The sequence below is a fragment of the Sphingobium sp. V4 genome (assembly GCF_029590555.1).
Lineage (GTDB): Bacteria > Pseudomonadota > Alphaproteobacteria > Sphingomonadales > Sphingomonadaceae > Sphingobium.
Genome location: NZ_CP081002.1, coordinates 1,016,222 through 1,042,738 on the forward strand (window position 1 = coordinate 1,016,222; position 26,517 = coordinate 1,042,738).

General features: G+C 62.9%; 20 protein-coding genes, 1 pseudogene and 1 other annotated feature. Of the genes and pseudogenes, 14 read left to right on the forward strand and 7 right to left on the reverse strand.

What is annotated here, in order from left to right:
- The first annotated feature begins 1 nt into the window (after position 1).
- From K3M67_RS20435 to K3M67_RS20445, 3 genes and pseudogenes are all read left to right on the forward strand, one after another.
- Positions 2-3,379 (forward strand): PAS domain S-box protein, encoded by a 3,378-nt coding sequence (locus K3M67_RS20435; protein WP_285833216.1) that lies wholly within the window; start codon positions 2-4, stop codon positions 3,377-3,379.
- 237 nt (positions 3,380-3,616) lie between these two features.
- Positions 3,617-4,551: pseudogene (locus tag K3M67_RS20440) on the forward strand (IS1182 family transposase); the annotation flags it as partial.
- Positions 4,552-4,600: 49 nt separating this feature from the next.
- Positions 4,601-5,829, forward strand: a protein-coding gene (locus K3M67_RS20445) for an IS3 family transposase (RefSeq protein ID WP_285833217.1) whose coding sequence is annotated in 2 segments (ribosomal slippage) — positions 4,601-4,889 and positions 4,889-5,829 — 1,230 coding nt in all. Because the reading frame shifts where the segments join, the coding sequence is not laid out codon by codon here.
- Positions 4,882-4,998, forward strand: a sequence feature (AL1L pseudoknot). It overlaps the preceding gene by 117 nt.
- A 36-nt stretch (positions 5,830-5,865) precedes the next feature.
- On the opposite strand, the gene K3M67_RS20450 is transcribed toward K3M67_RS20445, so the two are convergent.
- Positions 5,866-6,141, reverse strand: a complete 276-nt coding sequence (locus K3M67_RS20450; RefSeq protein ID WP_285833218.1) for a hypothetical protein — start codon at positions 6,139-6,141, stop codon at positions 5,866-5,868.
- An 8-nt stretch (positions 6,142-6,149) separates the two neighbouring features.
- Here K3M67_RS20450 and K3M67_RS20455 point away from each other — a divergent pair, with 8 nt between their 5' ends.
- The gene (locus K3M67_RS20455) at positions 6,150-7,400 is read left to right on the forward strand and encodes a metallophosphoesterase family protein (RefSeq protein ID WP_285833219.1); all 1,251 of its coding nucleotides are present in this window, start codon (positions 6,150-6,152) and stop codon (positions 7,398-7,400) included.
- Positions 7,401-7,602: 202 nt separating this feature from the next.
- Here the strand turns inward: K3M67_RS20455 and K3M67_RS20460 are convergent, their stop codons facing one another.
- Genes K3M67_RS20460 through K3M67_RS20470 form a run of 3 tightly spaced genes read right to left on the reverse strand, consistent with a single transcriptional unit; the run spans position 7,603 to position 11,082 of the window.
- Positions 7,603-8,757: a Gfo/Idh/MocA family protein gene (locus K3M67_RS20460; RefSeq protein WP_285833220.1), complete on the reverse strand. Its 1,155-nt coding sequence runs from the start codon at positions 8,755-8,757 to the stop codon at positions 7,603-7,605.
- Positions 8,758-8,779: 22 nt separating this feature from the next.
- A complete protein-coding gene (locus tag K3M67_RS20465; RefSeq protein WP_285833221.1) occupies positions 8,780-9,832 on the reverse strand; it encodes a sugar phosphate isomerase/epimerase family protein in 1,053 nt (350 codons plus the stop codon).
- Positions 9,829-11,082 (reverse strand): MFS transporter, encoded by a 1,254-nt coding sequence (locus K3M67_RS20470; protein WP_285833222.1) that lies wholly within the window; start codon positions 11,080-11,082, stop codon positions 9,829-9,831. Before K3M67_RS20470 ends, K3M67_RS20465 begins: the two co-directional genes overlap by 4 nt.
- Before the next feature lie 324 nt (positions 11,083-11,406).
- On the opposite strand from K3M67_RS20470, the gene K3M67_RS20475 reads away from it, so the two are divergent.
- The 5 genes from K3M67_RS20475 to K3M67_RS20495 all read left to right on the forward strand — a co-directional run bounded on the left by K3M67_RS20475 (position 11,407) and on the right by K3M67_RS20495 (position 18,785).
- Complete coding sequence (locus K3M67_RS20475) at positions 11,407-13,545, forward strand: TonB-dependent receptor (RefSeq protein ID WP_285833223.1); 2,139 nt, start codon at positions 11,407-11,409, stop codon at positions 13,543-13,545.
- Positions 13,546-13,608: 63 nt separating this feature from the next.
- Positions 13,609-14,547, forward strand: coding sequence for a sugar phosphate isomerase/epimerase family protein (locus K3M67_RS20480; RefSeq protein ID WP_285833224.1), 939 nt, complete (start codon positions 13,609-13,611; stop codon positions 14,545-14,547).
- Positions 14,548-14,622: 75 nt separating this feature from the next.
- Entirely contained in the window at positions 14,623-15,954 is a 1,332-nt protein-coding gene (locus K3M67_RS20485; protein WP_285833225.1) for an MFS transporter, read from the forward strand.
- Entirely contained in the window at positions 15,947-17,365 is a 1,419-nt protein-coding gene (locus K3M67_RS20490) for an MmgE/PrpD family protein (protein ID WP_285833226.1), read from the forward strand. Before K3M67_RS20485 ends, K3M67_RS20490 begins: the two co-directional genes overlap by 8 nt.
- A gap of 22 nt (positions 17,366-17,387) precedes the next feature.
- A complete protein-coding gene (locus K3M67_RS20495) occupies positions 17,388-18,785 on the forward strand; it encodes an FAD-dependent oxidoreductase (RefSeq protein ID WP_285833227.1) in 1,398 nt (465 codons plus the stop codon).
- 93 nt (positions 18,786-18,878) lie between these two features.
- Here the strand turns inward: K3M67_RS20495 and leuD are convergent, their stop codons facing one another.
- Both leuD and K3M67_RS20505 read right to left on the reverse strand, forming a co-directional pair.
- Positions 18,879-19,487, reverse strand: coding sequence for a 3-isopropylmalate dehydratase small subunit (leuD, locus tag K3M67_RS20500; protein ID WP_285833228.1), 609 nt, complete (start codon positions 19,485-19,487; stop codon positions 18,879-18,881).
- Positions 19,484-20,896 carry a 3-isopropylmalate dehydratase large subunit gene (locus K3M67_RS20505; RefSeq protein WP_285833229.1) on the reverse strand — a complete coding sequence of 471 codons (1,413 nt, stop codon included), beginning with the start codon at positions 20,894-20,896 and terminating at the stop codon, positions 19,484-19,486. The genes leuD and K3M67_RS20505 overlap by 4 nt, the downstream gene beginning before the upstream one ends.
- Before the next feature lie 91 nt (positions 20,897-20,987).
- On the opposite strand from K3M67_RS20505, the gene K3M67_RS20510 reads away from it, so the two are divergent.
- Positions 20,988-21,776, forward strand: a complete 789-nt coding sequence (locus tag K3M67_RS20510; protein ID WP_285833230.1) for a GntR family transcriptional regulator — start codon at positions 20,988-20,990, stop codon at positions 21,774-21,776.
- 1 nt (position 21,777) lies between these two features.
- Here the strand turns inward: K3M67_RS20510 and K3M67_RS20515 are convergent, their stop codons facing one another.
- Positions 21,778-22,947: a CaiB/BaiF CoA transferase family protein gene (locus K3M67_RS20515; RefSeq protein ID WP_285833231.1), complete on the reverse strand. Its 1,170-nt coding sequence runs from the start codon at positions 22,945-22,947 to the stop codon at positions 21,778-21,780.
- Positions 22,948-23,035: 88 nt separating this feature from the next.
- Between K3M67_RS20515 and K3M67_RS20520 the strand changes: the two genes are divergently transcribed.
- The 4 genes from K3M67_RS20520 to K3M67_RS20535 are packed head-to-tail and all read left to right on the forward strand — an operon-like array spanning position 23,036 to position 26,515.
- Positions 23,036-24,001, forward strand: coding sequence for a hydroxymethylglutaryl-CoA lyase (locus tag K3M67_RS20520; protein WP_285833232.1), 966 nt, complete (start codon positions 23,036-23,038; stop codon positions 23,999-24,001).
- A 20-nt stretch (positions 24,002-24,021) separates the two neighbouring features.
- Positions 24,022-24,681 carry an isochorismatase family protein gene (locus K3M67_RS20525; RefSeq protein ID WP_285833749.1) on the forward strand — a complete coding sequence of 220 codons (660 nt, stop codon included), beginning with the start codon at positions 24,022-24,024 and terminating at the stop codon, positions 24,679-24,681.
- The gene (locus K3M67_RS20530) at positions 24,681-25,607 is read left to right on the forward strand and encodes a polysaccharide deacetylase family protein (protein ID WP_285833233.1); all 927 of its coding nucleotides are present in this window, start codon (positions 24,681-24,683) and stop codon (positions 25,605-25,607) included. Before K3M67_RS20525 ends, K3M67_RS20530 begins: the two co-directional genes overlap by 1 nt.
- Positions 25,604-26,515: a polysaccharide deacetylase family protein gene (locus K3M67_RS20535; protein WP_285833234.1), complete on the forward strand. Its 912-nt coding sequence runs from the start codon at positions 25,604-25,606 to the stop codon at positions 26,513-26,515. The genes K3M67_RS20530 and K3M67_RS20535 overlap by 4 nt, the downstream gene beginning before the upstream one ends.
- The last annotated feature ends 2 nt before the right edge of the window (positions 26,516-26,517 follow it).

The window sequence follows — 26,517 nt, forward strand, 5'->3', positions numbered from 1 at the left end:
AATGAACGATCTTGTCCTGATCTTTGCGCCGCGCGGCCGCGATGCCGCAATTGCCGCCGATTTGCTCGGCCGTCACGCCATCGCAGCGCGAATCTGCACGGATGCGCGCGACCTCGCTAAGCGTCTGGATGAAGGCGCCGGTGCGGTCCTGCTCACCGAAGAAGCACTTGTCGGGGCAAACGCCTCGGAGATCGCTGGCTGGGTGGCCGGGCAGGAAAGCTGGTCGGACATTCCATTCGTGGTTCTTGCCAACGGGTCGCGCACGCCGCGTACGGTCGCTGCGACGGAGCGGCTTGCCGAGCTGGGTAATGTCGTTCTGCTCGAGCGTCCGCTTCACGCCGAAGCAATGCTCGGCGCGATCCGATCGTCGCTCAAAGCGCGAGCGCGGCAGTTCGAAGTGCGCGACACCGCACGCCTGAGCGCGGCGCAGAATCGCATTCTCGCGCTTGCCGTCGAGGCCGCGCCGCTCACCATCACGCTGGACGCCATCGTGCGCGAGGTCGAAGCCCTGTCGACTTCGGGTGTGATCGGATCAATCCTGCTACTGAGTGAAGACGGTCGGCAAATGCGTCAGGGCGCCGGGCCCAGCCTGCCGGCCGCTTACAACGAAGCGATCGACGGTATCGAGGTTGGGCCGGCAGTCGGTTCCTGCGGCACGGCGGTGTATCGCAGAGAACCGGTGTTCGTTGCCGACATTAGTACCGATCCGCTTTGGGTCGACTTTCGCGATCTGGCGCTGGCGCATGACCTGCGTGCCTGCTGGTCGCTTCCTATCACTTCGGTCGAAAACGAGATTCTAGGCACATTCGCCATTTACCACAGCGAGCCGCGCGAGCCCGTCGCGACAGACCTCGCCATCGTCGACTTCGTAGTGCGAACCGCCGGCATCGTCATCGCACGGGCACGGGCCGAGGATAATCTTCGCGCCAGCGAGGCCCGCTATCGCCAGATCGTCGAAGGAGCCGAGGATTTCGCCATCGTGTCGCTCGACCCCGCCGGCACGATCACTGGATGGAGTAGCGGCGCCACACGTCTGCTGGGCTATTCGGCAAGCGAGGCGCTCGGCCAGACTGGTGGCCTGTTCTTCACGCCTGAGGACCGGGCCGCGAATGTGCCGGCGCGGGAGATGGCGCGGGCGACCGCCGAGGGCCGCGCGATCAACGAACGCTGGCATGTGTGTAAGGACGGTCACCGCTTCTGGGGCTCGGGCCTGACCATGCCAATCGCCGAACAGGACGGCGGCTACGTCACCATTTTCCGTGACCGGACCGCCGAGCATGAAGCGGAGGCGGCGCTGCGTGAAAGCGAGGCCCGGCTACGCTTCTTTGGAGCATTGGAAGAGCGACTGTTCGGCGCTGCCACCGCTGACGATGCGATGCATTCGGCCGCCGAGATGCTGGGTCGGCAGATCGATGCCTCCCGCTGTGCCTATGCGAATGTCGACGCCGACAATGACCGGTTCTGGATCCGCAACGACTATACAGCGCCAAGCATCGCGACCTCTGCCGGGACTTATAGCCTCAATCTGTTCGGGCCGCGCGCTGCAGCCGAACTGCGGCAGGGGCAAACCCTGATCGTTCGCGACGTGTCTGGCGAGCTCGGACCCGATGAAGGGCGCGCAATGTTCCAGTCGATCGGCATCGAGGCGATCGTCTGTTGCCCGCTTGTAAAACAAGGTCAGCTCGCAGCGATGATGGCGGTGCATCAGGATTTTCCCCGCGACTGGAGTGCGAGCGAGATCGCCCTGATTCGCGAGGTTTTCGAGCGCTGCTGGGCGCATGTCGAGCGTGTCGGTGCCGAGGCGCGGCTGCGCGAGAGCGAGGAGCGGCTGCGCCTTGCCGTCGAAAACGCTGAGATTGGCTTTTGGGATGTTGATATCATCAACGATCGACTGATCTGGCCGGCCCAAACCAAGGCGATGTTCGGGATCTCGACCGACGTGCCGGTTTCCATGGTGGACTTCTACTCTGGCCTGCACCCCGATGACCGTGAAGCAACAAGCGCAGCTTATCTGGCCGCAGCCGACCCCGCGCAGCGCGCGCTTTACGATGTCGAATATCGCACCATCGGCAAGGAAGACGGCGTTCTGCGCTGGGTCGCTGCAAAAGGGCGAGGCGTGTTCGATGTCTCGGGACGCTGTCTGCGTGTCGCTGGCACCGCGCTTGATATTACCGCGCGCAAGCAAGCCGAGGAGGCCCTGCGCGATCTCAATGCGACGCTTGAAACGCGCGTGGCAGAGGCAATCGCGGAGCGCGAGGCAGCGCATGAGGCACTTCGCCAAAGTCAGAAAATGGAGGCGATGGGCCAGCTCACCGGTGGCGTTGCGCACGACTTCAACAATCTACTCACCCCGATCGTTGGTTCGTTGGACATGCTCCAGCGTAAGGGGGTCGGAACGGAGCGTGAGCAGCGACTAATCGCGGGCGCGGCGCAGTCCGCCGAACGCGCTCGAGTGTTGGTGCAGCGTCTGCTCGCGTTCGCGCGGCGCCAGCCATTGCAATCTGTCGCCGTCGATATTGCCCAGCTGGTCGCAGGGATGGGCGATCTCGTCGAAAGCACCACCGGGCCTCAGATCAAAGTCGTAGTCGATGCCGCCAGCAACCTGCCATCGGCCAAGGCTGATCCCAATCAGCTCGAAATGGCGCTGCTGAACCTCTCGGTGAACGCGCGCGACGCCATGCCCGATGGCGGAACGCTACGCATCTCGGCGACGGCTGAGCCAGTAGGGGCGAACCACCGCTCCGGCCTTTCCCCGGGGGAATATGTTCGAATCTCAGTTGCCGACTCAGGGTTAGGCATGGATGAGGTGACGCTCGCCCGAGCGATCGAGCCCTTCTTCTCGACCAAGGGTATCGGCAAGGGTACTGGCCTTGGCTTGTCGATGGTGCATGGCCTGGCTTTGCAGCTAGGCGGCGCGCTCACCATCCAAAGCCGACCAAGCATGGGGAGCAACATCGAACTCTGGCTCCCCGTTAGTGCAACACGTGTCGAGGAGGCGCCGCACCACCACCGTGCAGCAGCCACCGCCACGCATCAAGGCGTGGCTCTACTTGTCGATGACGAGGAACTGGTTCGCATGAGCACGGCCGATATGCTCGCTGATCTTGGCTACGCGATAATCGAAGCCAGTTCAGCGGAGGAGGCGCTCCGGATGCTGGATAGCGGTACGCCCATTGACATAGTCGTGACCGACCATCTCATGCCCGGCATGACAGGTACCGACCTTGCCCTGCACGTCCAGTTGGCGCGCCCGCAACTGCCGATCTTGCTCGTATCAGGATATGCCGAGTTAGAAGGCATCGATGCCAAACTCCCGCGGCTGACCAAACCATTTCGAAAAGATGAGCTTGCCGCGACACTCACTTCGCTACTCCATTAGATGTCCGGTCAAACGGCCATAAACAGTGTCGCCGATGGGCTGGTTTGCGTGACCCAAATGACGGATTTTAGCGCGATACGGTATCGCTAAAAAGTCGTGAGTTGGTCGAGAGCCGTTGGAATAGCTGACCGTCCGGACCTGGAGATCGAAAATCGGCGCCTGAATGGCGGTAAAGGGTCCAGACTGTGTGAAAACGCTGCAGATATGGTATGATGCTCTAACGGTTTGGGGGATCATATGGGTCGCTTCATTTCTGGTGCTGATCGCAAGCAGACGACGTTATTTCCGCCCTGCGTAGATGATTGGATCGGGGATGATAATCCGGTTCGAGTGATCGACGCGTTTGTAGATGCGCTCGATCTTTTGGGGCTTGGATTTGACGGTGCGCAGCCTGCCGCGACAGGGCGGCCTTCGTATCACCCGTCGGTCCTCCTCAAGCTTTACATCTACGGATATCTCAATCGGGTTCAGTCGAGCCGACGCCTGGAGCGGGAGGCTGACCGCAATGTCGAGCTGATGTGGCTGGTGGGCCGGCTTGTACCCGATCACAAGACGATTGCCGACTCCGGCGGGATAATGGTGTTGCGATCCGCCAGGTTTGTGGCCGTTTTGTCCTTCTCTGCCGGGAGATGGCCCTGCTCACGAGTGGCAGCGTTGCCATTGACGGCAGCAAGTTCAAAGCGGTCAATAATCGCGACCGCAACTTCACCACAGCCAAGCTGGCGCGGCGTCGGGAGCAGATCGAAGAAAGCGTTGCACGCTATCTCTCGCAACTGGACACGGCGGACCGGCAGGAGCCGACAGACGTCCTGGCCTCAAAAACGGATCGCCTGAAGGAGAAGATTGCCAGGCTTGAGGAGGAGATGAAACGTCTCGACGGGCTGGAGGCGCAGATGCTGGCTGCGCCGGATCAGCAGATTTCACTGACTGATCCTGACGCTCGGTCCATGGCGACAAGCGGTCGTGGGACCGGAATGGTGGGGTATAACGTCCAGGTCGCGGTCGATACAGAGCACCACATCATCGTTGCCCATGAAGTGACGAATGTGGGTAGCGACCGGGCTCAACTGAGCGGCATGGCGACAACGACCAAGATGGTCCTGGGTGTGGATCGGCTCGATGTAGTGGCAGATCGTGGCTATTTCTCGAGCGAGCAGATCCTCGCCAGTGAAGCGCCCCGGCTTTTCAGGAGGCTCCAACTTGTGAGAAGGAGCATCCGTGATGAGCAAGACGACGAACAAATTTTCTCCTGAGGTCCGCGAGCGGGCGGTCCGTATGGTGGCGGAGCAGCGAGCTGAATATGGCTCGGAATGGGAAGTGATGAAGTCGATCGCGGCGAAGATCGGCTGCTCGCTGGAGACGCTGCGCCGCTGGTGCCGCGAGGAGGCGAGCCGACGAGCGGGGCCAGCGGCGCTTGCCGCCGATGACCGGGAACGGCTGAGGCTCCTTGAGCGCGAAGTGAAGGAACTGCGCAGGGCCAACGAGATTTTGCGCAAGGCATCAGCATATTTTGCGATGGCGGAGCTCGACCGCCCCGGCAGATGATGATGGCGTTTATCGACGCCCATCGCGAGGATTTGGGGATCGAGCCGATCTGCCGCGAGCTGGCAATCGCCCCTTCCTCTTATCGTGAACATGCCGCGCGCCGTGCCGATCCCGGAAGGCGTCCGGCACGTGCCCGGCGCGATGAGGAGATCAGGGAGCAGATCAAGCGGGTCCATGAGGCCAGCTTCGGCCTCTATGGCGCACGCAAGGTCTGGCACCAAATGCGGCGTGAAGGCATCATGGTGGCGAAATGCACGGTGGAACGGCTGATGCGCGCCATGGGGCTGGCGGGCGTCCGGCGTGGAAAGAAGACGATCACCACCATCAGCAACCCGAAGGCGCCGTGTCCGCTGGACAAGGTCAATCGGGAGTTTCGGGTCAGCCGGCCCAACGCTCTGTGGGTTGTCGATTTCACCTACGTGCATACCTGGGCGGGCTTCGTCTACGTCGCCTTCGTGATTGACGCTTTTGCTCGGCGGATTGTGGGGTGGAAGGTCAGCACATCAGCCACTGCAGGCTTCGTTCTGGATGCTCTGGAGCAGGCGATTCATGCCCGCAGGCCAGGTCCCGATGACGGGCTGATCCACCATAGCGACAGGGGAGTTCAATACCTCGCGATGAACTATACCCAGCGCTTGGCCGAGGCCAAGCTCGTTCCCTCGGTTGGTAGCGACGGCGACAGCTACGACAACGCCTTGGCCGAGACGATCAACGGCCTTTACAAGGCCGAGGTCATCTGGCGGCAGCGGTCATGGCCAAGCGTTTCGGCCGTGGAAATGGCAACGCTGCGCTGGGTCGATTGGTACAACAACCAGCGGCTCTTCGGCCCTATCGGGCACATCCCACCCGCTGAGGCCGAAGACAATTACTATGCAGCACTCGAGAACCTCAATATGGCTGCATAGCCCAATGAAAACCGCCTCCTGAAAAGCCGGGGCGCTTCAGTTGGTGGCGTCGTTGGGATCGACGGCCTCAAGCGTCCCCGCATAGGCGGACGGGAGCCGTTGGCTTAGGTTCCGAAAGAAGCGGGAGCGGTCGTCTGCGGCGTCTTCGAGCGGTATCAGGTGGTCGGCGAAGAAAGCCTCTGGCGCTGTCGCCTTCGGGCCGAAACAAAACTCCAGGCGGGCCTCGTGACAGTCGTCGTTTAGGTCGATGATGCAGTTGCCCAGCGGTCCGAGATCCGGCGCATCCGTGTCGTATCCGATGTCGAGAACCAACCGGATCGATGGCAGCTGCCCTAGGACATCGGCGGCCTGCGGGTCGGCGCGGTAGCCCCTTGCACGGTTTGTCGAGATACGAGGGCCTGCCGGTCGACGAGATCCGCTCAGCGACGCGCTCGGCGTTTGACAACCTGGTGCAGTGCGCGATCGACGAGGAAGTTGACTTCGTGGTTATCGCCGGGGACCTGTTCGATGGCGACTGGCGCGACATGGGGACCGGTCTCTACTTCGCGAAAGCGATGGGTCGCCTGGACCAAGCCGGTATTCCAGCGTTCCTGCTGGCCGGCAATCGTGACGCGGCCTCCGTCATCTCGCGCACGGTCCCCTGGCCGCCGAACGTCCGGCTGTTCGGATCGCGGCGGCCCGAGACTCATCGCCTTCCCGAACTTTCCGTCGCCGTCCATGGCCAGAGCTTTTCGACGCCGGCGGTCACCGAAAACCTTGTACTGGCCTACCCGCCGGCCGAGCCGCACGCTTTCAACATCGGTATGCTCCACACAGCGCTGGCCGGTCGGCCGGGACATGCCGACTATGCACCATGTAGCTTCGAGGAGTTGAAATCTCGGGGCTATGATTATTGGGCGCTCGGCCACGTCCACGAGTTCGAGGTGGTCAGCACCGAGCCCCACGTGATTTTTGCGGGCAACGTGCAGGGGCGAACCATCAGAGAGACCGGAGCCAAGGGCGCGGTCCTGGTTGCTGTTGACGACGGCGAGGTTGCCTCCGTCGAGCGGATCGAGCTCGACGTTATCCGATGGGTGCGTCTCGACGTGAACTGCGCCGGAGCGCGAATGGATGAGGTCGGGGATCTGCTGCGCTCTGTACTCGTGGGGCTTCACGGCGCGAATGCCTCGGGTCGGCCGTTAATCGCGCGCGTGACGCTGTGCGGCAAGACGGTCGAGGCGGGCGCGCTCCATGATAGTGCCGCGACGCTGCGCGACGATGTCCGCGCGATCGCGTCTTCGATATCCCCGGCCCTGTTCGTCGAGAAGGTCCGGGTCGAAGTTACCGAGCCGGCGCGCACGGGCTTCGTCGTCGGCGACGACCTGGGCGCCATGATCGACGAGGCGGCGAGCGACCCGGACCTCATCGATGCGCTGAGCCGCGACCTCGAGCGCTTCATGCTGGCGGCCAGCACGTCCCTCGGCGATCCCGATGAGGGCGAACTTCGACTCGCCGCCGCCCGCGGCGACTGGTCGGGCGTCCTCCGCACCGCGTCGACCGCGTTGCGGTCGCGCCTCACGGCGGAGGGCTAACCATGCGCCTCTCCCGCCTATCGCTCGAGCGCTATGGGGACTTTGGAGCCTGTCCGCTTCGGAGCGGCTTATTGGGATAAGCTGCCGTTCCAGCTGCAGTCAGTGAGTAATGTTCGGAGGCAAGCGCCGGGACTTCTCAAATAGTCTGCTATGGATCCGCAATCGGTAATAGTGGACAGGGGGAAGAGCCTGTATCTTGTGATCAGTCTGGCCATGCTGATCGGGGAAGCCATGCTCCAGTTCGATCCGAAGCCAGGGCGGCGGCGATGAAGCGCATGCCCTCCACTCCATCCTCGATCCCCGGCAATGACGGCTCAAAAAAGGGACATCCAACATCCCCCGCCAGAATGAGGTCGGCGGCATCGCTGTAGAGTTGCGCAAAGGCCTCGAGATAGCCTTCGGGATGGTGGCCGGGAAGGCGCGTGGTGTAGCCGCCAATGCCCATCAGATCATTGCCACGTTCCAGAATGCGGCTCGGTTCACCGATGGGGGTGTAGCGCAACTGATTGGGGAATTCCTGATCCCATTCCACGCCGCCCGCGCTGCCGAACAGGCTGAGGCGCAGCTGGTTGCCCTTGCCGGGGGCGACCTGTGTGGCCCAGAGCATGCCCCTGACGCCGTCGGGATAGCGCAGCAGCAGATGGACATTGTCGTCCAGCCGGCGTCCTTCGCCGAAGGCGGAGAGATCGGCACACAGCGCTTCGGCCTGCAAGCCAGTGACGAAGCTGGCGAGATGATAGGCATGGGTGCCGATGTCGCCCAGCGCGCCGCCACCACCCGACCGGGCCGGATCGGTCCGCCATGCGGCCTGCTTGTTATCCTGCTGCTCTAGCGGGGTGGCGAGCCAGTCCTGCGCATAGTGTGCCTGAATGATCCGCAACTGGCCCAGCAGGCCGGACTTCACCATCGCCCGCATCTGACGCACCATCGGGTAGCCCGCATAGGTATGGGTCAGGATGAAGGCGCGGCCGGACGCCTGCGCCGCGCGTGCCATCGCCTGCGCTTCGTCGAGGCTGGACGCCATGGGTTTGTCGCAGATGACGTGGAAGCCGGCCTCCAGCGCGGCGATGGCGGGTGCGGCATGCAGATGATTGGGCGTGACGATGACGATCGCGTCGATCCGGTCCCGATCGCGGGCCGCTTCCGCCGCGATTAGGCTTTGCCAGTCGGCATAGCTGCGATCCGGGGCGATGCGACAGTCGGCCGCCCCCTGCGCTGCCCGCTGCGGATCGGAGGACAGGGCGCCGGCCATCAGTTCCCAGCGATCGTCCAGCCGGGCGGCGATGCGATGGATCGGCCCGATCATAGCGCCGGGTCCGCCGCCGATCATGGCATAGCGCAATCGTCTTGCAGTCATAGTCCCTGCTCCTCTGGTTCGGTCAGTCGAGGCCGAGCAGGCGCCGATTGGCGCCGTGATCCATTTCGCTCGCGGCGAAATCGTCAAAGGCGCGTTCCGTCACGCGGATGATATGATCGCGGATGAAGAGCGCGCCTTCGCGGGCGCCATCCTCGGCATGTTTGATCGCGCATTCCCATTCGAGCACGGCCCAGCCGGGGAAATCATATTGCGCCATTTTCGAGAAGATCGCGCCGAAATCGACCTGTCCGTCGCCCAGCGAGCGGAAGCGCCCGGCGCGGTCCGCCCAGCCTTCATAGCCGCCATAGACGCCGCCGCGCCCGGTCGGGTTGAACTCCGCATCCTTGACATGGAAGCAGGCGATCCGGTCATGATAGCGGTCGATGAAGTCGAGATAGTCGAGCTGTTGCAGTACATAATGCGACGGATCGAACAGGATTTTCGCGCGCGGATGATGCTCGACAGCGGTCAGGAAACGTTCCCATGTCGCGCCATCATGAATGTCCTCGCCCGGATGGATTTCATAGGCGCAATCGACCCCGGCGTCATCGAAGGCATCGAGAATAGGGCGCCAGCGCCGGGCCAGTTCGGCAAAGGCTTCCTCGATCAGGCCAGCGGGTCGCTGCGGCCAAGGATAGACATAGGGCCATGCCAGCGCGCCGGGAAAGGTTGCATGCGCATCAAGGCCCATATTGGCGCTGGCCTTCGCCGCCAGTTTCAGCTGATCGACGGCCCAGGCCTGACGTGCGTTGGGATCGCCGCGCAGCGCGGGCGGCGCAAAGCCGTCGAACAGCGTGTCGTATGCCGGGTGGACGGCGACCAGTTGCCCTTGCAAATGGGTCGACAATTCGGTCGGCTCGATACCGAAACCGGCCAGCATGGCGCGCAGGTCGTCGCAATAGGCCTGACTTTCGGCGGCGGTGGCCAGATCGATCAGGCGCGGATCGCAGGGAATCTGAATGCCCTTATAGCCCAGACCAGCCGCCCAGCGGGCCAGATTTTCCAACGTGTCGAAAGGCGCCTCGTCGCCCAGAAACTGGGCCAGGAAAATGGCTGGCCCCTTTATCGTCTTCATCGCCGTGTCTCCATCCGGCTGTCGTCGCGAAACGCGATCTGGAAGAGGAGGGCGATGACCGCCGCCGCAATGGCGGGATACCACCACATATGATGCCAATCTGCGATGTTCGGGGCGGCGGGCATGCTGGCATAGAGCCATGCGCCGATCTGCGAACCGAGCAGCATGCCAAGGCCATAGGTGAAGAGGGTCAGCATGCCCTGCGCCTGCGCATTCACGCCCCTGGGGGTTGCGATCGTGCCGGTATAGATGGCACCGGCGACGAAGAAGAAATCGTAGCAGACGCCGTGCAGGGCGACGCCCAGATAGATCGCCCATGCCGATCCCTGACCGTCGGCAATGGCGAACAGCGCATAGCGCAGCGCCCAGGCGATCATCCCGGTCAGCAGCAACGGCTTCACGCCGAACCGGCGATAGAGCCATGGCATGGAGAACATGAAGAACAGTTCGGACATCTGGCCGATGGCGAGCGTGCCGCTGACATTGCTGACGCCCACCGCGCCCAGATAGGGCGAGGCATAGGCATAATACATGGCGAGCGGTATCGAGATCAGCGTCGCGCACAGGATGAACAGCTGGAACGAGCGCTGCTTCAGCAGGCTGAAAGCCTCCACGCACAATATCTGGCGGATCAGGCTTTCGTCGCGCGGCGCATCGGCGGCGACGGCGGGCAATGTCAGGCTGTAGATGCCCAGCGCCAGCGAGACGACCGCCGCGACCTGAAAGATGCGCGGGCTGGCGGACAGGCCAGCCCCCCCGATGATCAGTCCGGCGACGATCCAGCCGAGCGTGCCGAAGGCGCGCACGAACGGAAAGCGGTCCCCGCGGTTGCCGAAGCTTTTGAGCGCGATCGTGTTCGCCAGTCCGACCGAGGGCATGTAGATGATCATATAGGCAAGCAGCAGCCAGACGAAGCTATCGCCCGTCTGCGGCGTGAGCAGGGCGGGCAGCAGGAAGAGCAATAGTCCGCCGGCCAGATGCAGAACGGCCATCAGCGTGCGGGGGGACAGATAACGGGTTGCCGCCATGCCGATCAGGAAGGAGCCTGCAATCGACGCGATCGGGCCGACGGAAAAGGCATTGCCGATCATATTGCCCATGCCGACCGTCTGCATGACCAGACCCAGCGTGACGTTCCACGCTCCCCAGACGAAGAATTGCATGAACATCATCGCGCTCAATCGGGGGGTCAGAACCACTCCCTGCGGCGCTGTGGCACCGGCATGTGAACTGGGGTCAAAATGGGCCATGGCTATCCTCTGTCGCGACGGTTCATTCGCTTGTTGCTTAGCATCGCCATCCTGATTCGACGATATGACAGTTCTGCTATGCATGGGCAAATGCAAGATATTTCTCATGAATTATGGTGGTACCGAATTAAATTGTTATACAAAACAGACATTTGTCGCAATTTTTAAATGTTATAAATCTATGACAAAAATGCCTTGACTGGCTTCGGCTCCCCTATACGATGAATGGCGACAACAGCGTCCTTTCAAGGGCGTGGACAGGACGGCAACGCGCCTTGCCGGACCGTCACTGAAACGTGGCGCACAAAGGGAATTGGGGAGCATATGAATAAGGGTTTGATCGCGCGGCTGCCGCGCCTGTCTCTGGCTTTTGCGATGGTTGTCGGCTCGACCGCAGCCTATGCGCAGGAAAGCGCTCAAGACGATAATGGTGGCGGTCTGGGCGACATCGTCGTCACCGCAAGCAAGCGCGAAACCTCTGCTCAATCTACTCCCATCGCCCTGAGCGCTTTCGATCAGGCGACACTGGCTGCCAATGGCGCCACCGACCTGCGGTCGCTCCAGAATGTCGCGCCGACGCTTCAGATCGGCATGTCGGGCACCAATACGCTGCTGACCATCCGTGGTATTTCCAGCCGCGATTTCACCGAAATCGGCGATCCGGCCGTCGCCGTCAGTGTCGACAATTTCTACATCCAGCGCGCTGCTGCGCTCAATGCCAGCGTGTTCGACGTCGAGCGTGTCGAGGTGCTGCGCGGACCGCAGGGTACGCTTTATGGTCGCAATGCGACCGCCGGTGCGATCAACATCAATTCGGTGAAGCCGGAACTGGGCAAGGTCGCGGGCTTCGGTTCGATCGAATATGGCAATTACAACACGTTGCGGGCCGAAGGGGCGATCAACCTGCCCATCGGCGACAAGATCGCGGTGCGTGCGTCCTTCCTGAGTTCCAGCCATGACGGCTATTCGAACAATAGTGGCGTGCCGCGCGACGGCGATGATGACGATACGCAGGCCGCACGTCTGCATGTGCTGTACAAGCCGACCGATCGGCTGAGCATCCTGCTGACCGGCGAATATACCAAGGTCGGCGGCGTTGGCCCCGTCGCCTATGGCCAGCCCTATAGCTATACCAGCGCCGGCACGGTGAACCATGGTGAGGTCGACCTGAACACCCGTCGTAACTGGGCGCTCAATACGCCGGGCAGCGTGGATATCGAGGCGAAGTCGATCCGTGGCCAGATCAGCTATGATCTCGAATTCGCGACGATCAGCTATTTCGGCGGCTATCGCAAATTCATCTTCCACCGCGTCAACGACACGGATGGCACGGCGATCAACAGCAATGCCGGTTACCTGACCTTCCCGCAGAACGAGAATGAAGATACGCAGAACCACGAGTTGCGCATCACATCGAGCGACGATGGTCCGTTCACCTGGCAGGGCGGCTTCTATTATTTCAAGGAACAGAATGACCTTCTGTCCTATTTCGGTTCGTCCAACACCGTGCCGGCCACCTATTCGCGTACTTTCTCCTATGATGTGGGGGCGGAATCGAAGGCGGCTTTCGCCCAGATCGGTTACATGCTGACCGATCAGCTGCAGTTCGAAGGCGGCATCCGGTATAGCGACGATTCCAAATATCGTGTCGGCTACAATATCGTGAATGGTGTTCGCACCAATCAGGACAGCCAGACCAAGATCGACAAGGTGACCTGGCATGTTGGCATCAACGCCCAGATCACGCCGCGCAACCTGATCTATGCAAAGATCGACACCGGCTACAAGTCGGGCGGCTTCACGGACCTCAACGAATATGGTCCGGAAAGCGTCACGGCCTATGAAATCGGCACCAAGAACCGCTTTCTGGACAATCAGTTGCAGTTCAACCTGACCGGTTTCTATTATGACTATAAGGATTTGCAGGTCAGCCAGTATCGCGAAGATGCCCGCACGGTCATCCTGAATGCGGGCAAGGCGGAGATTTACGGTCTGGAACTGGAAACCATCTTCGAGCCGACCAGCAACGACCGCATCGATTTCAGCGCCAACTGGCTGCATGCCCGCTATACCGAATTTGCGGTGGCGAGCGGCGGGGTCAATGTGTCCTATGAGGGCAACAAGATGATCCAGTCGCCTGACTGGTCGCTGGCGGGTGGCTATCAGCATATCTTCGATCTGGGTAATGCCGAACTGACCGCGCGGGTTCAGAGCCATTATCAGACCCGCTCCTATTTCTCTTACCGCAACTATAAGAGCGAGTCCGAAGGGGCCTTCACCAAGACCGACTTCACGCTCAACTATGCGCCCAACGATGCAAGCTGGTCGGTGCTGCTCTATCTGCGCAACATTGAGAACAAGCGCGTAATCACCGACGTGACGGAATATGCGTCGACCTCGGTCTATCGCTTCCAGTTCTCCGAGCCGCGCACCTATGGCGCGCGCCTGACCTACAAGTTCTGACGAACGAACCGGCCGGTGGCGGTGTCACCGGCCGGACTTATAAGATGACAAGGGGTTGCGGACGTGATCGAGCGTAGAGATGTTTTGAAGGCCGTAGGACTGGGCGCGATGGCGGCAAGCATGCCGGGCTGTGCCAATCAGGCGATCGGCGGGGCGGGGGCATCGCCCCGGTCGAAGCCGCTGGGCCTTCAACTCTTTACAGTAGTGAAGATGCTGGAGAACGATTTCGAAGGCACGCTCGCTCTGGTCGCGGCGCTGGGTTACAAGGAAGTCGAAACGCTCGGCAGCTTCAGCCGCGATCCCGTCATGGTCCGGGACGCTCTTGCGCGCCACGGCCTTGTCAGCCCGTCGCAGCATCTCATGCCCGGCAACCTTTATGATTATTTCCAGAAGCCGCCGCCGACGCCCGCCGAAAAGGCCGCGATGAGCGCCCAGTTCGACAAGGCGTTTCAGCCCGAAAGCGTCGACAGCTTCATCCTGGAAGCCATTCAGCGCGCCAAGCTGATGAACCAGTCCTATATCGTCTGGCAACTGGCATGGCGCCGAAGTTACACGCTGGCCGACGCAGAGCGGTATGCGCGTGCATTCGATCGAGCCGGTCAGTTGTGCGCTGATCAGGGCCTCGGGTTCGCATATCATAATCATGACTGGGAATTTGCACCCGTCGATGGGACGCGACCGTTCGACATTTTGGTCGGGCATAGCGATCCCAAGACGGTGAAGGTCGAAATCGACTTCATGTGGGCGACCAAGGCCGGGGCTGAGCCGATCGCGTTGTTCCGCCAATATCCGGGCCGCTTCCGCTTGTGCCACCTGAAGGACCGCGACGCTGCCGGCAATATCGTGACGGTTGGCGAAGGCGTAGAGGATTTCAAGCTGCTGATCGATGCAGGCAAGGCGGCCGGTGTCGAGCATTTCTATCTGGAATTCGATCGTCCGACCGACCCGGAGCGGGAAATCCGAATCGCGGCCGAATATCTCAAGCCCTTGCTGGCGAACTGACATATTCTGTGCCCACCGGCGACACAGGCATGAAGGACGAAGGCGCATGGCAGGCACACAGCAGGGAATGGCAGCATGAGCGGGGGTGTCGCGATGGCCCCCGCATCGTCGGGGGGCGATGCGGGGGCGGCCGGATGGTCGCGGTTGCAGATATTGGTCGTGCTGCTCTGTGCGCTGATCAATGCGCTGGACGGCATGGACGTCATGATCATCGCCTATGTGGCGCCGGCTCTGGCCAGCGACTGGCAGGTTGGCGTGGAGGCGCTGGGCGTGTTGTTCAGCGCGGGGCTGGTCGGCATGATGATCGGCTGCATCCTCGTTGCGCCTTTCGCTGATATCTGGGGCAGGCGGCCCACCATCTTGCTGGCGCTGGTGCTGATGACGATTGGCGCGCTGGGCTGCGGCCTTGTCGGCGGACTATGGAGTTTCGCCCTGATGCGTGTTGTGACCGGCGTCGGCATCGGCACCCTGTTGGCCAGTATCGCGGCGCTGGTGAGCGAATATGCGCCGGCCGGTCGCCGATCGCTGGCTATCGGCATCTTTCAGGCTGGTTATCCGGTCGGCGCGGTGCTGACCGGGCTGGTGGCGATCCTTTCCATCCCCACATTCGGCTGGCAGGAAACCATGCTGGGCGCGGGTATCATCAGCGCGGTGCTGATCCCGGTGGTGTGGATTTTCCTGCCGGAATCCGTCAATTTTCTGGAGACGCGCCAGCCCGCAGGAGCACTGGAGCGGATCAATCTGCTGCGTGGCAAGCTGGGTCGGCCAGCGTTGCCCCATCTGGCCGAGCGGCCCGCGGCTTCGGCACTGCCGCGCATGGGCGACCTGCTGACGCAGGGACGCTGGCGCTCGACGCTGACTTTGTGGTGCGCGACGTTCTTGAGCTTTGCCGTGCTCTATTTCATCACCAGCTGGATTCCCAAGCTGGCGGTGGAGCGTGGCCTCGATCATGGTGATGCCATCTGGTCTGGCAGCATCTTCAACCTGGGCGGCGTGGCCGGTGGCCTGCTGATCGGATGGCTGGCGATCCGTCGGCCGATCGGGGCGCTGATCGGCCTGTTCTTCCTTGCCTGTGCGGCCCTGATGATCCTGTTCACGGCGTCGCTGCCGCTGGCGCTGCTGCTATGTGTCGCCTGTCTGCTGGGCATGACGTTGCAGGGCGGGTTCAGCGGTTTCTATTCGCTGGCGGCACAGGTCTATCCGACATCAGTGCGGGGTGCCGGGATCGGCTGGGCCGTCGGCATCGGCCGGGGCGGCGCGGTGATCGGCCCGATGGCCGGCGGTCTGCTGCTGGGTGCGAAATTGCCGCTGTGGCTGGTCTTTACCTGTTTTGCGGTGCCGCTGTGCATCGCCGGCGTGCTGGCGGCCATCACGCTGCGTATCGGAGGAAATATTATCCATGACTGACATGGCCGTCCTGTCGACGTCGACCGTCGTTCCTGCCAGTCAATTGCTGGCCGGTCCCCAGAGCGAATGGCTGGGGCAATGGAGCCGCTTTGCGGTCGAGGCCCGGTCCATGGCCTTGCCAGCGGTGGTGATAGACCGGGCAAAGCTGGTCCTGCTGGATTCGATCGGCGCCATGGCGGGCGGCATGCAGGAACCAGAAGTGCAGGCGCTGGTCGATGCGGAAGCGACGGCCGAAGGCGTGACGCTGATCGGGACGGGGTGCAGGGCGCCGCAGTCGATGGCGGCCTTCGTCAACGGCGTGGCGGGCACGACGCTGGAACTGGACGAAGGCAATCAATTTGCGCGCGGCCATCCGGGCATCCATGTCGTGCCGGCCTTGCTGGCGGCGGCGGGTGGCGATCAGCGCGGCGATACGCTGCTGCGCGCGCTGGTGCTGGGCTATGATATCGGATCGCGGATCGGCATCGCGTCGAAGCTGCGCGTCACCATGCATCCGCATGGCACATGGGGCACGGTCGGCGCCGCGGTGGGCGCCGCGACACTGGCTGGCGCGGATGAGGCGGCGATTGGTAACATCATCAACATCGCCGCCAACCTGGCGCTGGCGACCAGTCGCCGCACGATGCTGGAGGGGGCCACCGTCCGCAACTGCTTCTCGGGCCTGTCCAATCAGCTTGGGCTGATGGCGAATACGCTGCACAGGTCGGGCTTCGTGGGGGAGAAGGATGCCGTCGCGACCGTCTACGACAGCATCGTGGCCGATGATTTTCAGCCGGACGAGATGGTGGCGGAGCTTGGCGAGCGCTGGGAAATCGCGCGCAACTATTTCAAGATGCATGCGGCCTGCCGCTATACCCATGCCGCGCTCGATGTCGTGACGGGCCTGATGGCCGATCATGTCATCGATTCCGCGCAGGTGTCCAACATACAGGTCGATACCTATTGCTGGGCGGCGCAACTCGACCATCCCGAACCGGGCACGATGCTGGCGGCGAAATTTTCCATTCCCTTCGCCGTGGCGACGACTTTGGTCCATGGCGCGGCGACGCCCGATGCCTTCCGTCTGCCGGCGCGCAGCAATCCGGTCATCGCCGATCTCGCCGGGCGGGTGCAGGTGCGCGAGGATGTCGCGATGACGGCATCGTTGCCGGCCGAACGGCCCGCCCGCGTGACGATCAGCATGAAGGATGGCTGGATATTGTCCGGCACCGCGCGGGTCAATCGCGGCGATACCGAGCATCCCTACGGCACGGACGAGATTTTTGCCAAATTCCATAGCCTGGCCGATCCGGTCTGGGGCAGCGAAGGGGCTGCGCGCATTCGCGATACCGTGATGGCGATCGACCGGGCGGACAGTCTGGATGGGCTGTTGTCGCTGCTGTCGATGCCGCCTTTGTCACACCGCGCCTGATCATAGAGAAACAGATTCCATCATGACCCTATTGCTGACTGACGAGATTGCGTTCGACCTGTCCTTTCCCGCCATCGTGGTGGGGGCGGGCGGCACAGGGTTGGCCGCCGCGCTGGCGCTGCGCGATGCGGGCGTCGATGTGCTGGTGATCGAACGCGATCCGACCCCGCTGGGATCGACTGCCATGTCGACCGGCCTGATCCCGGCGGCTGGCACGCCCGAACAGGCGGAAGCGGGGATCACGGACAGCGCCGAGCAATTTGCCGACGACATCATGGCCAAGACCAAGGGCAAGACCGATCGTGCCATGGCGCTGCGTCTGGCGGAGGAATCGGCCGATACGGTCGCCTGGCTGCGCGACAGCCATGGCGTGCCGCTGACCCTGGTCGATGGTTTCCTTTATCCGGGGCACAGTGCCCGGCGCATGTATGGCACACCGGCCCGGTCGGGCGGACAGTTGATGGCGGCGCTGGAGTCCGCAGCGGAACAGGCGGGCGTCATCGTTCTGACCGATGCGTCGGTCGAAACGCTGCATGTCGCGGGTCAGGCCGTCACCGGGGTCCGCATCCGTCGGCCCGATGGCGCGCTGGAAGATATTGGCTGCGATGCGCTGATCCTCGCCTGTTCGGGATTTGGCGGCAATGCCGATCTGATCGAACGGTGGATTCCCGACATGGCGGGTGCGGTCTTCCACGGCCATCCCGGCAACAAGGGCGATGCGCTGGCCTGGGGTGAGGCGATGGGCGCGGCGATGGCCGACCTGTCCGCCTATCAGGGCCATGGTGGGCTGGCCGCCGGCCATGGCGTGCCGATCCTGTGGCCGCTGATCATGGAAGGCGGTTTTCAGGTCAACAAGATGGGCGAACGCTTCTCCAACGAAGCGGCCGGCTATTCGGAGCAAGCGGCCAAGGTCAATGCCCAGCCCGATCATGTCGCCTGGTCGATCTTCGATGATCGGCTGCACCAGCTGATGCGCCAGTTCGAGGATTATCGCGACGCGCTGGAGGCCGGCGCAGTCGTGGAGGCGCCGAATGTTGCTGCGCTGGCTGCTGCCACCGGTTTGCCGGTCGAGGCGCTGTCACAGACGCTGGAAGACGTTGCCGCCATGGTGGTGGGCGAGCAGGCCGATCCGTTCGGTCGTGATTTCGCCGGAAAGCCGGTGCTGACTGCGCCCTATCGCGCGGCCAAGGTGACGGGCGCGCTGTTCCATACGCAGGGCGGGCTGGTGATCGATGGCAATGCACGGGTGCTGACGAACGACGGCAATCCGATGCCCAACCTGTTCGCCGGTGGTGGCGCGGCGCGCGGCATCTCAGGCCCCGACGCCGATGGCTATATGGCGGGCAATGGCCTGCTGACGGCGACGACGCTGGGCAAGCTGGCCGGACGCGCTGCGGCGAACCAGATCAACGGCAATTGACGGATTCCCGATCGACGGGGCGCCAAACTGCACGCTGGCGCGCCGTCGTTTCGGGAAGGGAAGGCGGGCTGGAGACAGCCCGCCTTCCTTTTTTCAGTTGGAGTAAATCCATGGGCGGCTAAGGGCGTCCTTCGCCAGAAACGCCTTGATACAATCGATCTCCAGCAGCGTCTGGCCGATCGGGTCCAGTCCCAGCAGCAAGGCCCGACGGGCCTCCTTCGGCAGGTGGAAGGGCAGGGCAGTACCGTCGGCGCCGACAACCTGCATCTCTTCCAGACTGATATGGATCGGTGCTGGCATCGCGTCCGCCAATTTCATGATGTCATCGATCGCCAGCGTGACCGGTACGATGCCGTTGCGGATGCAGTTGCCGTGGAAGATCGGGTTGAAGGAGGGCGCCACGATCGCCCGGAAGCCATATTCCGCCAGCGCCCAAGCGGCATGTTCGCGGCTGGAGCCGCAGCCGAAATTGGCGCCGGACAGCAGGAATTTCGCGTCGCTATAGCCGGGCTGGTTGAGGATGAAATCGGGCATGGGATCGCGGTTGCCTATAGCCAGATAGCGCCATCCCGCGAACAGCCCGTCCTTCAGGCCGGTCTTCCCGACCGTCTTCATCTCGCGCGAGGGGATGATCGCATCGGTGTCGATGTTGTCTCGGATCAGCGGCGCGGCGATGGCCGTCATGCAGGTGAAAGGCGTCATAGGCTGTTTTCCCTGACAGGTGCTGCGGCGATGACGCCGGCAAGGGCGGAAGCGGCAACGGTTTCGGGCGAGGCGATATGGGTGCGGGTGGATGGCCCCTGCCGGCTTTCGAAGTTGCGATTGGTGGAGGAAATCACCCGTTCCTGTGGACCGAAACTCTCACCCCCCGCGAAGAAGCACATGGAGCAGCCTGCTTCCCGCCATTCGAACCCGGCATCCAGGAAGATACGGTCCAGCCCTTCAGCCTCGGCCTGTGCCTTGACCTGACTGGAGCCGGGGACGCAGATTGCGCGGACATGGTCGGCGACATGCCGGCTCTTCAGGATCGCGGCGGCCCGGCGCAGATCGGACAGGCGGCTGTTGGTGCAGGAACCGATGAAGGCGCCGTCGATGCGCAGGCCCGTTACCGGCTGGCCCGGCGTCACATCCATATAGTCGCGCGCGCGGGCATGGGCTTCGGCGGTGTCGCGACCGGCGACGGCTTGCGCGGTCGGGACGGGGGCGCCCAGGGCAAGCGACTGTTGCGGGCTGGTGCCCCAGCTGACCATCGGCACGACATCGGCGGCGTCGAAGCGCAGGTCGGTGTCGAACCGGGCGTCGGGATCGCTGTAGAGCGATTGCCAGCTTGCCAATGCCGCGTCCCAGTCCGCCCCTTGCGGCGCGAAGGGGCGACCCTGCACATAGTCGAATATCATCTGGTCCGGCGCGATAATGGCTGTGAAGGCGCCCAGTTCGGTCGCCATGTTGCACAGGGTCATGCGCCCTTCGGCATCCAGCGCGGATATCGCGCTGCCGGCATATTCCAGTACCTTGCCGCGCGCACCGGCCGATCCGATCCGCGACAGGATATGGAGGGCCAGATCCTTGGCACTGACATTGGGACCCAGCTGGGAATCCACCGTGATCCGCATCGTGCCGGGGCGCTGAACCCGCAAGGTGCCGGTGGCGAGCGCATGTTCCGCCTCGCTGGAACCGATGCCCCATGCCAGCGCGCCGAACGCGCCCTGTGTGCAGGTATGGCTGTCCGGGCAGACAAGCGTGATGCCGGGGATCAATATGCCCTGTTCGGGCGACATGACATGGACGATGCCCTGCCGTGGATCGGTGATGTCGAACAGGTGGATGCCCGCTGCGCGCGCGCCCTGGCGGGTGGCCTGAATGAAGGCCGTGCCGGTCGGCATCAGCGTCGCGTCACCGCGCCCCGGCCGCGTGTCGACGATATGGTCCATGGTGGCGAAGGCGCGGTCTGGCGCGAGCACCGGATGCCCGGCCAGCGCCAGACTTTCCAGTGCAACGCCGCCGGTCCGCTCATGCATCAGGACACGGTCGATCGCCAGCAAGGCGGCATCGCTGTCGATATCCATGACGACATGCATGTCCCATAATTTTTCGAACAGGGTTTTGCTCATGCGTGACGACTATCTGCGTTGTTCAAATGACATGTAAACATAACAATTAACCCGGTTCCCCCTCCTGCATTCATCGGCTAGGCTGGCGGCGATGACCAAAACCGCACCCTCGCCCGAAAATCCCGCGTCTCAACTGGTTTCCAGATCGAACGCGGTTCCGCTCTATCATCAGATATTTCTGGGCCTGCGGGATCAGATCATGCACGGCCAGCTGACCTTCGGCGCGCCGGTGCCCACGGAACTGGAACTGGTGGCGCAGCATGGCGTGTCGCGCATCACGGCGCGGCGCGCGTTGCAGGAACTGGCCGATAGCGGTCTGGTCGAACGCAAGCGCCGCGTGGGAACGCGCGTGGTGTATCGGACCTCTGCCGTTCCACTGGAAGCGAATGTGGATCAGGCGGTCGAATCGCTGATCGCCTTCGGTCGCAACACGCCGGTCAAAGTGATCGACATTGTCGAGGAGCCCGCACCCCGGCAGGTCGCCGACATGCTGGAGCGGACCGAAGGCGCTATGATGCTGCGCGGTCGCCGTATCCGTCACCTCGACCGGCAGCCGTTGGGTCTGACGACCAGTTGGGTGCCGGCGGACCTGGGGGTCAAGCTGACCAAGACCCTGCTGACCAAACAGCCGATTCTCGACCTGATGCGGGAAGCCGGTTTCGTGGCGGGCAGCGGGCGCCAGACCATATCGGCGCGCCATGCCGATCCGGAGACGGCGGCGATCCTCAATCTGGAACCGCGCGCGGCGCTGCTGCGCGTGGAACGTGTGATCTTCGACGCCGATAACAAGGCGATCCTCTACACCATCGCCGACTATCGGGCCGACCGCTACCGGCTGAGCCTGGATCTGCATGGCGGGGCCAAACCGCAAATGGGATAGATCAGGACAGGGCGGCGCTGATCGCCGCCTCGTCCAGTCCCATTTCCCGCAGCAGCGCCGCGCCATCGGCACCGGCCACCGGCAGGTCGCGGCGAAGCGGCAGCCGCTCTCCGTCGATTTCGATCGGCAGGCCGGGCAGGCGGGTTTCCGTGCCGTTCGGCAGGGTCAGGTCGACCAGACCGCCGCCTTCCACCAGATGTGGATCATCGAACAGATCGGTAGGGCGGGCAATCGGCGCAAAGGGCAGGCCGGTCGCCTCCAGTCGCGCGATCAACTCCGCGCGGGACATGGACGCAAACAGCGCGCGCACGACCGGCAATATCTGCTCACGGGCTTCGACGCGGGCATTATTGGCGCGCAGCGACAGGTCGTTCAGCAGGTCGTCCAGCCCGAACGCCTCGCAGAAGCTGAGCCATTGGCCGTCGCTTACGACGCCGACGAAGAGCTGCTCGTCGGCTTCGCGGGTCTGGAACACATCATAAATGGCCCAGGCGGACAGGCGCTCGGGCATCGGTCGGGGTGCCGCGCCGGTGACGGCCTCCTGCGCCATATGCTGGCCGACCAGAAAGGCAGTGGTTTCGAACAGGGCGCATTTGACCTCCGCGCCTTCACCGGTGCGATGGCGCCGTTCCAGCGCGGCGAGAATCGCGATGACGCCGAACATGCCGCCGGTAATATCCACGACGGACGAGCCTGCGCGCAGCGGGCGACCGGACGGGCCGGTCATATAGGCAAGGCCGCCCATCATCTGGGTCACTTCGTCCAGAGCCGTGCGCTGTTCATAGGGGCCGGTCAGGAACCCCTTGGCCGAGCAATAGATCAGGCCCGGATTGTCACGGCGCAGCGCTTCATAGCCAAGGCCCAGCCGTTCAAGCGTGCCGGGGCGGAAATTTTCGACCACGATGTCTGCCGATTGCGCCAGCGCGAAGGCGGCATCGCGCCCGGCATCGCTTTTCAGGTCAAGGCAGATGCTGCGCTTGTTGCGGTTGAACATCGGGAAATAGCCCGCGCCCGACCCCAGCAGGTTGCGCGTCTGGTCGCCGCCCTTGGGCTCCACCTTGATCACTTCCGCGCCCAGATCGCCCAGGATCACGCCGACCGATGGCCCCATGACCATATGCGTGAATTCAACCAGCCGGATGCCGGCAAGCGGCAATGCGTCCGCGTTCATATCTTCCCCTGCAAATCATGCGATAAACGCCTATCGACAGCTCCTCATAAATTGTTATAGAAATAATACAATAGCGCGAGGGGTCGGAATGTCGGAACGCATATTGATTAGTGAAGTCGGGCCGCGGGACGGGCTGCAAAGCATCAAGCCCATATTGCCGACCGACGTGAAAAAGGCCTGGATCGCGGCGGAAGCGGCGGCGGGCGTGACGGAGATTGAGGTGGGCAGCTTCGTGCCCGCCAAATTGCTGCCGCAACTGGCCGACACGGCGGAGATCACAGCCTATGCGCGCACGATTCCCGGGCTGACGGTGGCGGCGCTGGTGCCCAATGCGAAGGGCGCGGCCGCCGCGATCGCGGCCGGCGCGCACAAGATCACGCTGCCCCTGTCCGTTTCCGAAACCCACAGCCTCGCGAATCTACGCCGCAACCATGCGCAGGTGCTGGAGGAGGCACGCCAGATCGGTGCGATGATCGCCGCGCTGCCGCCGGAAGAGCGCCCGCATTTTGAAGGCAGCCTGTCGACGGTGTTCGGCTGCACGCTGGAGGGCAATATCGCCGACGGGCAGATCGGCATGCTGGCGGAAGCCCTGATGGCGTCGGGCTGTGATGAAATCGGGCTGGCCGACACGACCGGCTATGCCAATCCGGCCAGCGTCCGGCACATGGTCCGCTTCGTGCGGGGCGTCGTGGGCGATGCGGCCGTGACGGGCATTCACCTGCACAATACGCGCGGGCTGAGTCTGGCCAATGTGCTGGCCGGGCTGGAGGTCGGGCTGACCACGTTCGACAGTTCGCTTGGCGGTCTGGGCGGTTGTCCCTTCGCACCCGGCGCCAGCGGCAATATCGTGACCGAAGATCTGGTGTTCATGCTCGAATCGCTGGGCTTGTCGACCGGGATCGACATCCATCGGCTGGTCGGCGTGCGTGATATTCTGAAAGGCGCGCTGCCGGACGAGCCGCTTTACGGTTTCGTGGCGGAGGCGGGATTGCCGTTGGGCTTCGTTCCTACGGGTGGCAGCATATCTCTGGAAAGAAAGGAAGAAATGGCGTGAGCGACATAGTGGGAACCCGGATGGTGTCCGACGGACGCACGGCACGGCAGATTTTCGAGGAGGTGATGGCCAAGCCCGCCCGCACGAAATTCGGTTTCGGTGAAAAGCTCGCTATCGTGAATGTCGACTTCCAGAATGCCTATACTCGGATCGACAAATATAAGACCGCTTATGAGACCGATCCACGTCAGATCGACCATGTGAATAGAATCTCCGACCTGGCCCGCGCAAAGGGCATGCCGGTCATCTGGACCCATGTCGCCTATGTCGAGGATGCGGCGGACGCAGGCGTCTGGGGCACGCGGACGAACACGCCCGATTCGCTCCAGAACATCAAATATGGCAGCGACCGCCACGCCTTTGACGATCGCTGCCGGATCGATCCCAGCGACATCATCTATGACAAGCGCATGCCCTCGGCCTTTTTCGAAACGCCGCTGCAAAGCCTGCTGGTCTGGCACAAGGTCGATACTGTTGTCGTCACCGGCGGCAGCACATCGGGCTGCATTCGCGCCACGGCTGTCGACGCGCTGTCGCGTGGCTATCGCACGATCGTCCCGATCGAAACCTGCGCCGACAAGCATGAAAGCTATCATTTTGCGAACCTGACCGATCTTCAGTTGAAATATGCCGATGTCGAACCGGTTCAGACTGTCATTGATTGGCTGGAGGCGCGCTGATGCGGGAAGGGGAGAAAGATCCGGGGCTTTATGATTTCCTGCCCTATCGCGGGCGGCCGAAGATCGCATGGCCCGATGGCAAGAAGGTCGCGGTGTGGGTGTCGCCGAACCTGGAATTTTACGAGATCGAGCCGGCGCCCAATCCGCATCGCAAGAGCTGGACGAAACCGCATCCCGATGTGGTCGGCTATGGCCATCGCGACTATGCCAACCGCGTCGGCCACTGGCGCATGGCGGACGTCATGAGCAAGCATGGCTTTCCCGGTTCCGTCTCGCTCTCCGTCGCGCTGTGCCAGCATGTCCCTGAAGTGGTGGCGGACGCCAATGCGCGCGGCTGGGAATTTTTCAGCCATGGCATCTACAACACCCGCTACAGCTACGGCATGGATGAGGCGCAGGAACGCGCCATCATCGAGGATTCGATCTGTACCGTGCGCGACGCCACGGGACAGACGATCAAGGGCTGGCTGGCCCCGGCGCTGACCCACACCACCCGCACGCTCGACCTGATCGCAGAATATGGGCTGACCTACACTTGCGACCTCTATCATGACGATCAGCCGACGCCGATCCATGTCGCGAAGGGCAAGCTGATCTCCATGCCCTACAGCCTGGAGGTCAATGATCATTATGGCTTCTTCGTCTATAATATGTCGCCGCGCGATTATGCCGACACGCTGATCCGCCAATATGAGCGGCTGGCGGCGGAGGGTGAGGAGTCCGGCACGGTCATGTGCATTCCGCTGCACAGCTATCTGATCGGCCAGCCGCACCGCATCGGCCCGTTCGAGGAAGTGCTACGCCATATCGCACAGGATGGCCGCGCATGGATCACGCGCAGCGGCGACATCGCCGACCATTTCATCGGGCAGGGCTATGACCGGCTGCTGGCCGACGCCGCCCATCAGAGCGAGGATGCACGATGAGTCTGGACCCCACCTATCTCACCTATCCCCGCCGTGCCGAGGGAATGGACCATGATCTGTATCGCTGGTCGAACCTGTTCGATCGCGCGCCGATCACCTGGCCCGGCGCGGCTAAGCTGGCCGTCAGCGTGGTCATCTCGCTCGAATGGTTTCCGATCACGCCTTCGGACACGCCGTTCCGCGCGCCCGGCCATATGCAGACGGCCTATCCCGACTATCGCCATTATACCTCGCGCGAATATGGCACGCGCATCGGTTTTTACCGCATGCTGGATGCACTGGCGGCGGTCGGGGCGAAGGCCAGCGTGGCGGTCAATAGCGTCGTAGCAGATCGCTATCCCGCGCTGATCCGCGATATCGTGGCGGCGGGGCACGAGATCGTCGCCCATGCGACCGACATGAACGCGACCATCGCCACCGGTCTGGCCGAGGAGGAGGAGCGGGCGATCATCCGCACGTCGCTCGACATGCTGGAGAAGGCGACCGGCCAGCGTCCGGCCGGCTGGCTCTCCATCGCCCGATCGCAAAGCTGGAACACGCCGCGCCTGCTGGCGGAGGAGGGCGTCGGCTACGTGCTGGACTGGGTGAATGATGAGCTGCCCTATGCGATGAACACGGCGTCCGGCGGCATCGTCAACGTGCCGCTGAATCATGAATTGTCCGACCGGCAGATCATCACGACGCAGCAGCATTCGGCCGACAGCTATCGCGTCCAGATAGAGGATGCCGCCGACTGGCTGATGGCCGAGGCGCAGAGCCATGGTGGCCGGATGCTGCCGCTGCATGTCACGCCCTATATCATGGGCCTGCCCTATCGCATCGGTGCGTTTGAAGCTCTGCTCAGGGGGCTGGCCGGCAGGGAAGGGCTGGCCTTCCTGTCGACGGGCGACATCGCCGCCAGCCTCTGATC

What these genes read in the sequence shown, in the direction of transcription:
- K3M67_RS20485 (WP_285833225.1), top strand. Translation starts at nt 14,623, where the DNA reads ATGAGCGGGGGTGTCGCGATGGCCCCCGCATCGTCGGGGGGCGATGCG.
- K3M67_RS20535 (WP_285833234.1), top strand. Translation starts at nt 25,604, where the DNA reads ATGAGTCTGGACCCCACCTATCTCACCTATCCCCGCCGTGCCGAGGGA.
- K3M67_RS20525 (WP_285833749.1), top strand. Translation starts at nt 24,022, where the DNA reads ATGGTGTCCGACGGACGCACGGCACGGCAGATTTTCGAGGAGGTGATG.
- K3M67_RS20465 (WP_285833221.1), bottom strand. Translation starts at nt 9,832, where the DNA reads ATGAAGACGATAAAGGGGCCAGCCATTTTCCTGGCCCAGTTTCTGGGC.
- K3M67_RS20460 (WP_285833220.1), bottom strand. Translation starts at nt 8,757, where the DNA reads ATGACTGCAAGACGATTGCGCTATGCCATGATCGGCGGCGGACCCGGC.
- K3M67_RS20510 (WP_285833230.1), top strand. Translation starts at nt 20,988, where the DNA reads ATGACCAAAACCGCACCCTCGCCCGAAAATCCCGCGTCTCAACTGGTT.
- K3M67_RS20495 (WP_285833227.1), top strand. Translation starts at nt 17,388, where the DNA reads ATGACCCTATTGCTGACTGACGAGATTGCGTTCGACCTGTCCTTTCCC.
- K3M67_RS20475 (WP_285833223.1), top strand. Translation starts at nt 11,407, where the DNA reads ATGAATAAGGGTTTGATCGCGCGGCTGCCGCGCCTGTCTCTGGCTTTT.
- K3M67_RS20515 (WP_285833231.1), bottom strand. Translation starts at nt 22,947, where the DNA reads ATGAACGCGGACGCATTGCCGCTTGCCGGCATCCGGCTGGTTGAATTC.
- K3M67_RS20435 (WP_285833216.1), top strand. Translation starts at nt 2, where the DNA reads ATGAACGATCTTGTCCTGATCTTTGCGCCGCGCGGCCGCGATGCCGCA.
- K3M67_RS20455 (WP_285833219.1), top strand. Translation starts at nt 6,150, where the DNA reads ATGGCAGCTGCCCTAGGACATCGGCGGCCTGCGGGTCGGCGCGGTAGC.
- K3M67_RS20505 (WP_285833229.1), bottom strand. Translation starts at nt 20,896, where the DNA reads ATGAGCAAAACCCTGTTCGAAAAATTATGGGACATGCATGTCGTCATG.
- K3M67_RS20520 (WP_285833232.1), top strand. Translation starts at nt 23,036, where the DNA reads ATGTCGGAACGCATATTGATTAGTGAAGTCGGGCCGCGGGACGGGCTG.
- K3M67_RS20530 (WP_285833233.1), top strand. Translation starts at nt 24,681, where the DNA reads ATGCGGGAAGGGGAGAAAGATCCGGGGCTTTATGATTTCCTGCCCTAT.
- K3M67_RS20470 (WP_285833222.1), bottom strand. Translation starts at nt 11,082, where the DNA reads ATGGCCCATTTTGACCCCAGTTCACATGCCGGTGCCACAGCGCCGCAG.
- leuD (WP_285833228.1), bottom strand. Translation starts at nt 19,487, where the DNA reads ATGACGCCTTTCACCTGCATGACGGCCATCGCCGCGCCGCTGATCCGA.
- K3M67_RS20490 (WP_285833226.1), top strand. Translation starts at nt 15,947, where the DNA reads ATGACTGACATGGCCGTCCTGTCGACGTCGACCGTCGTTCCTGCCAGT.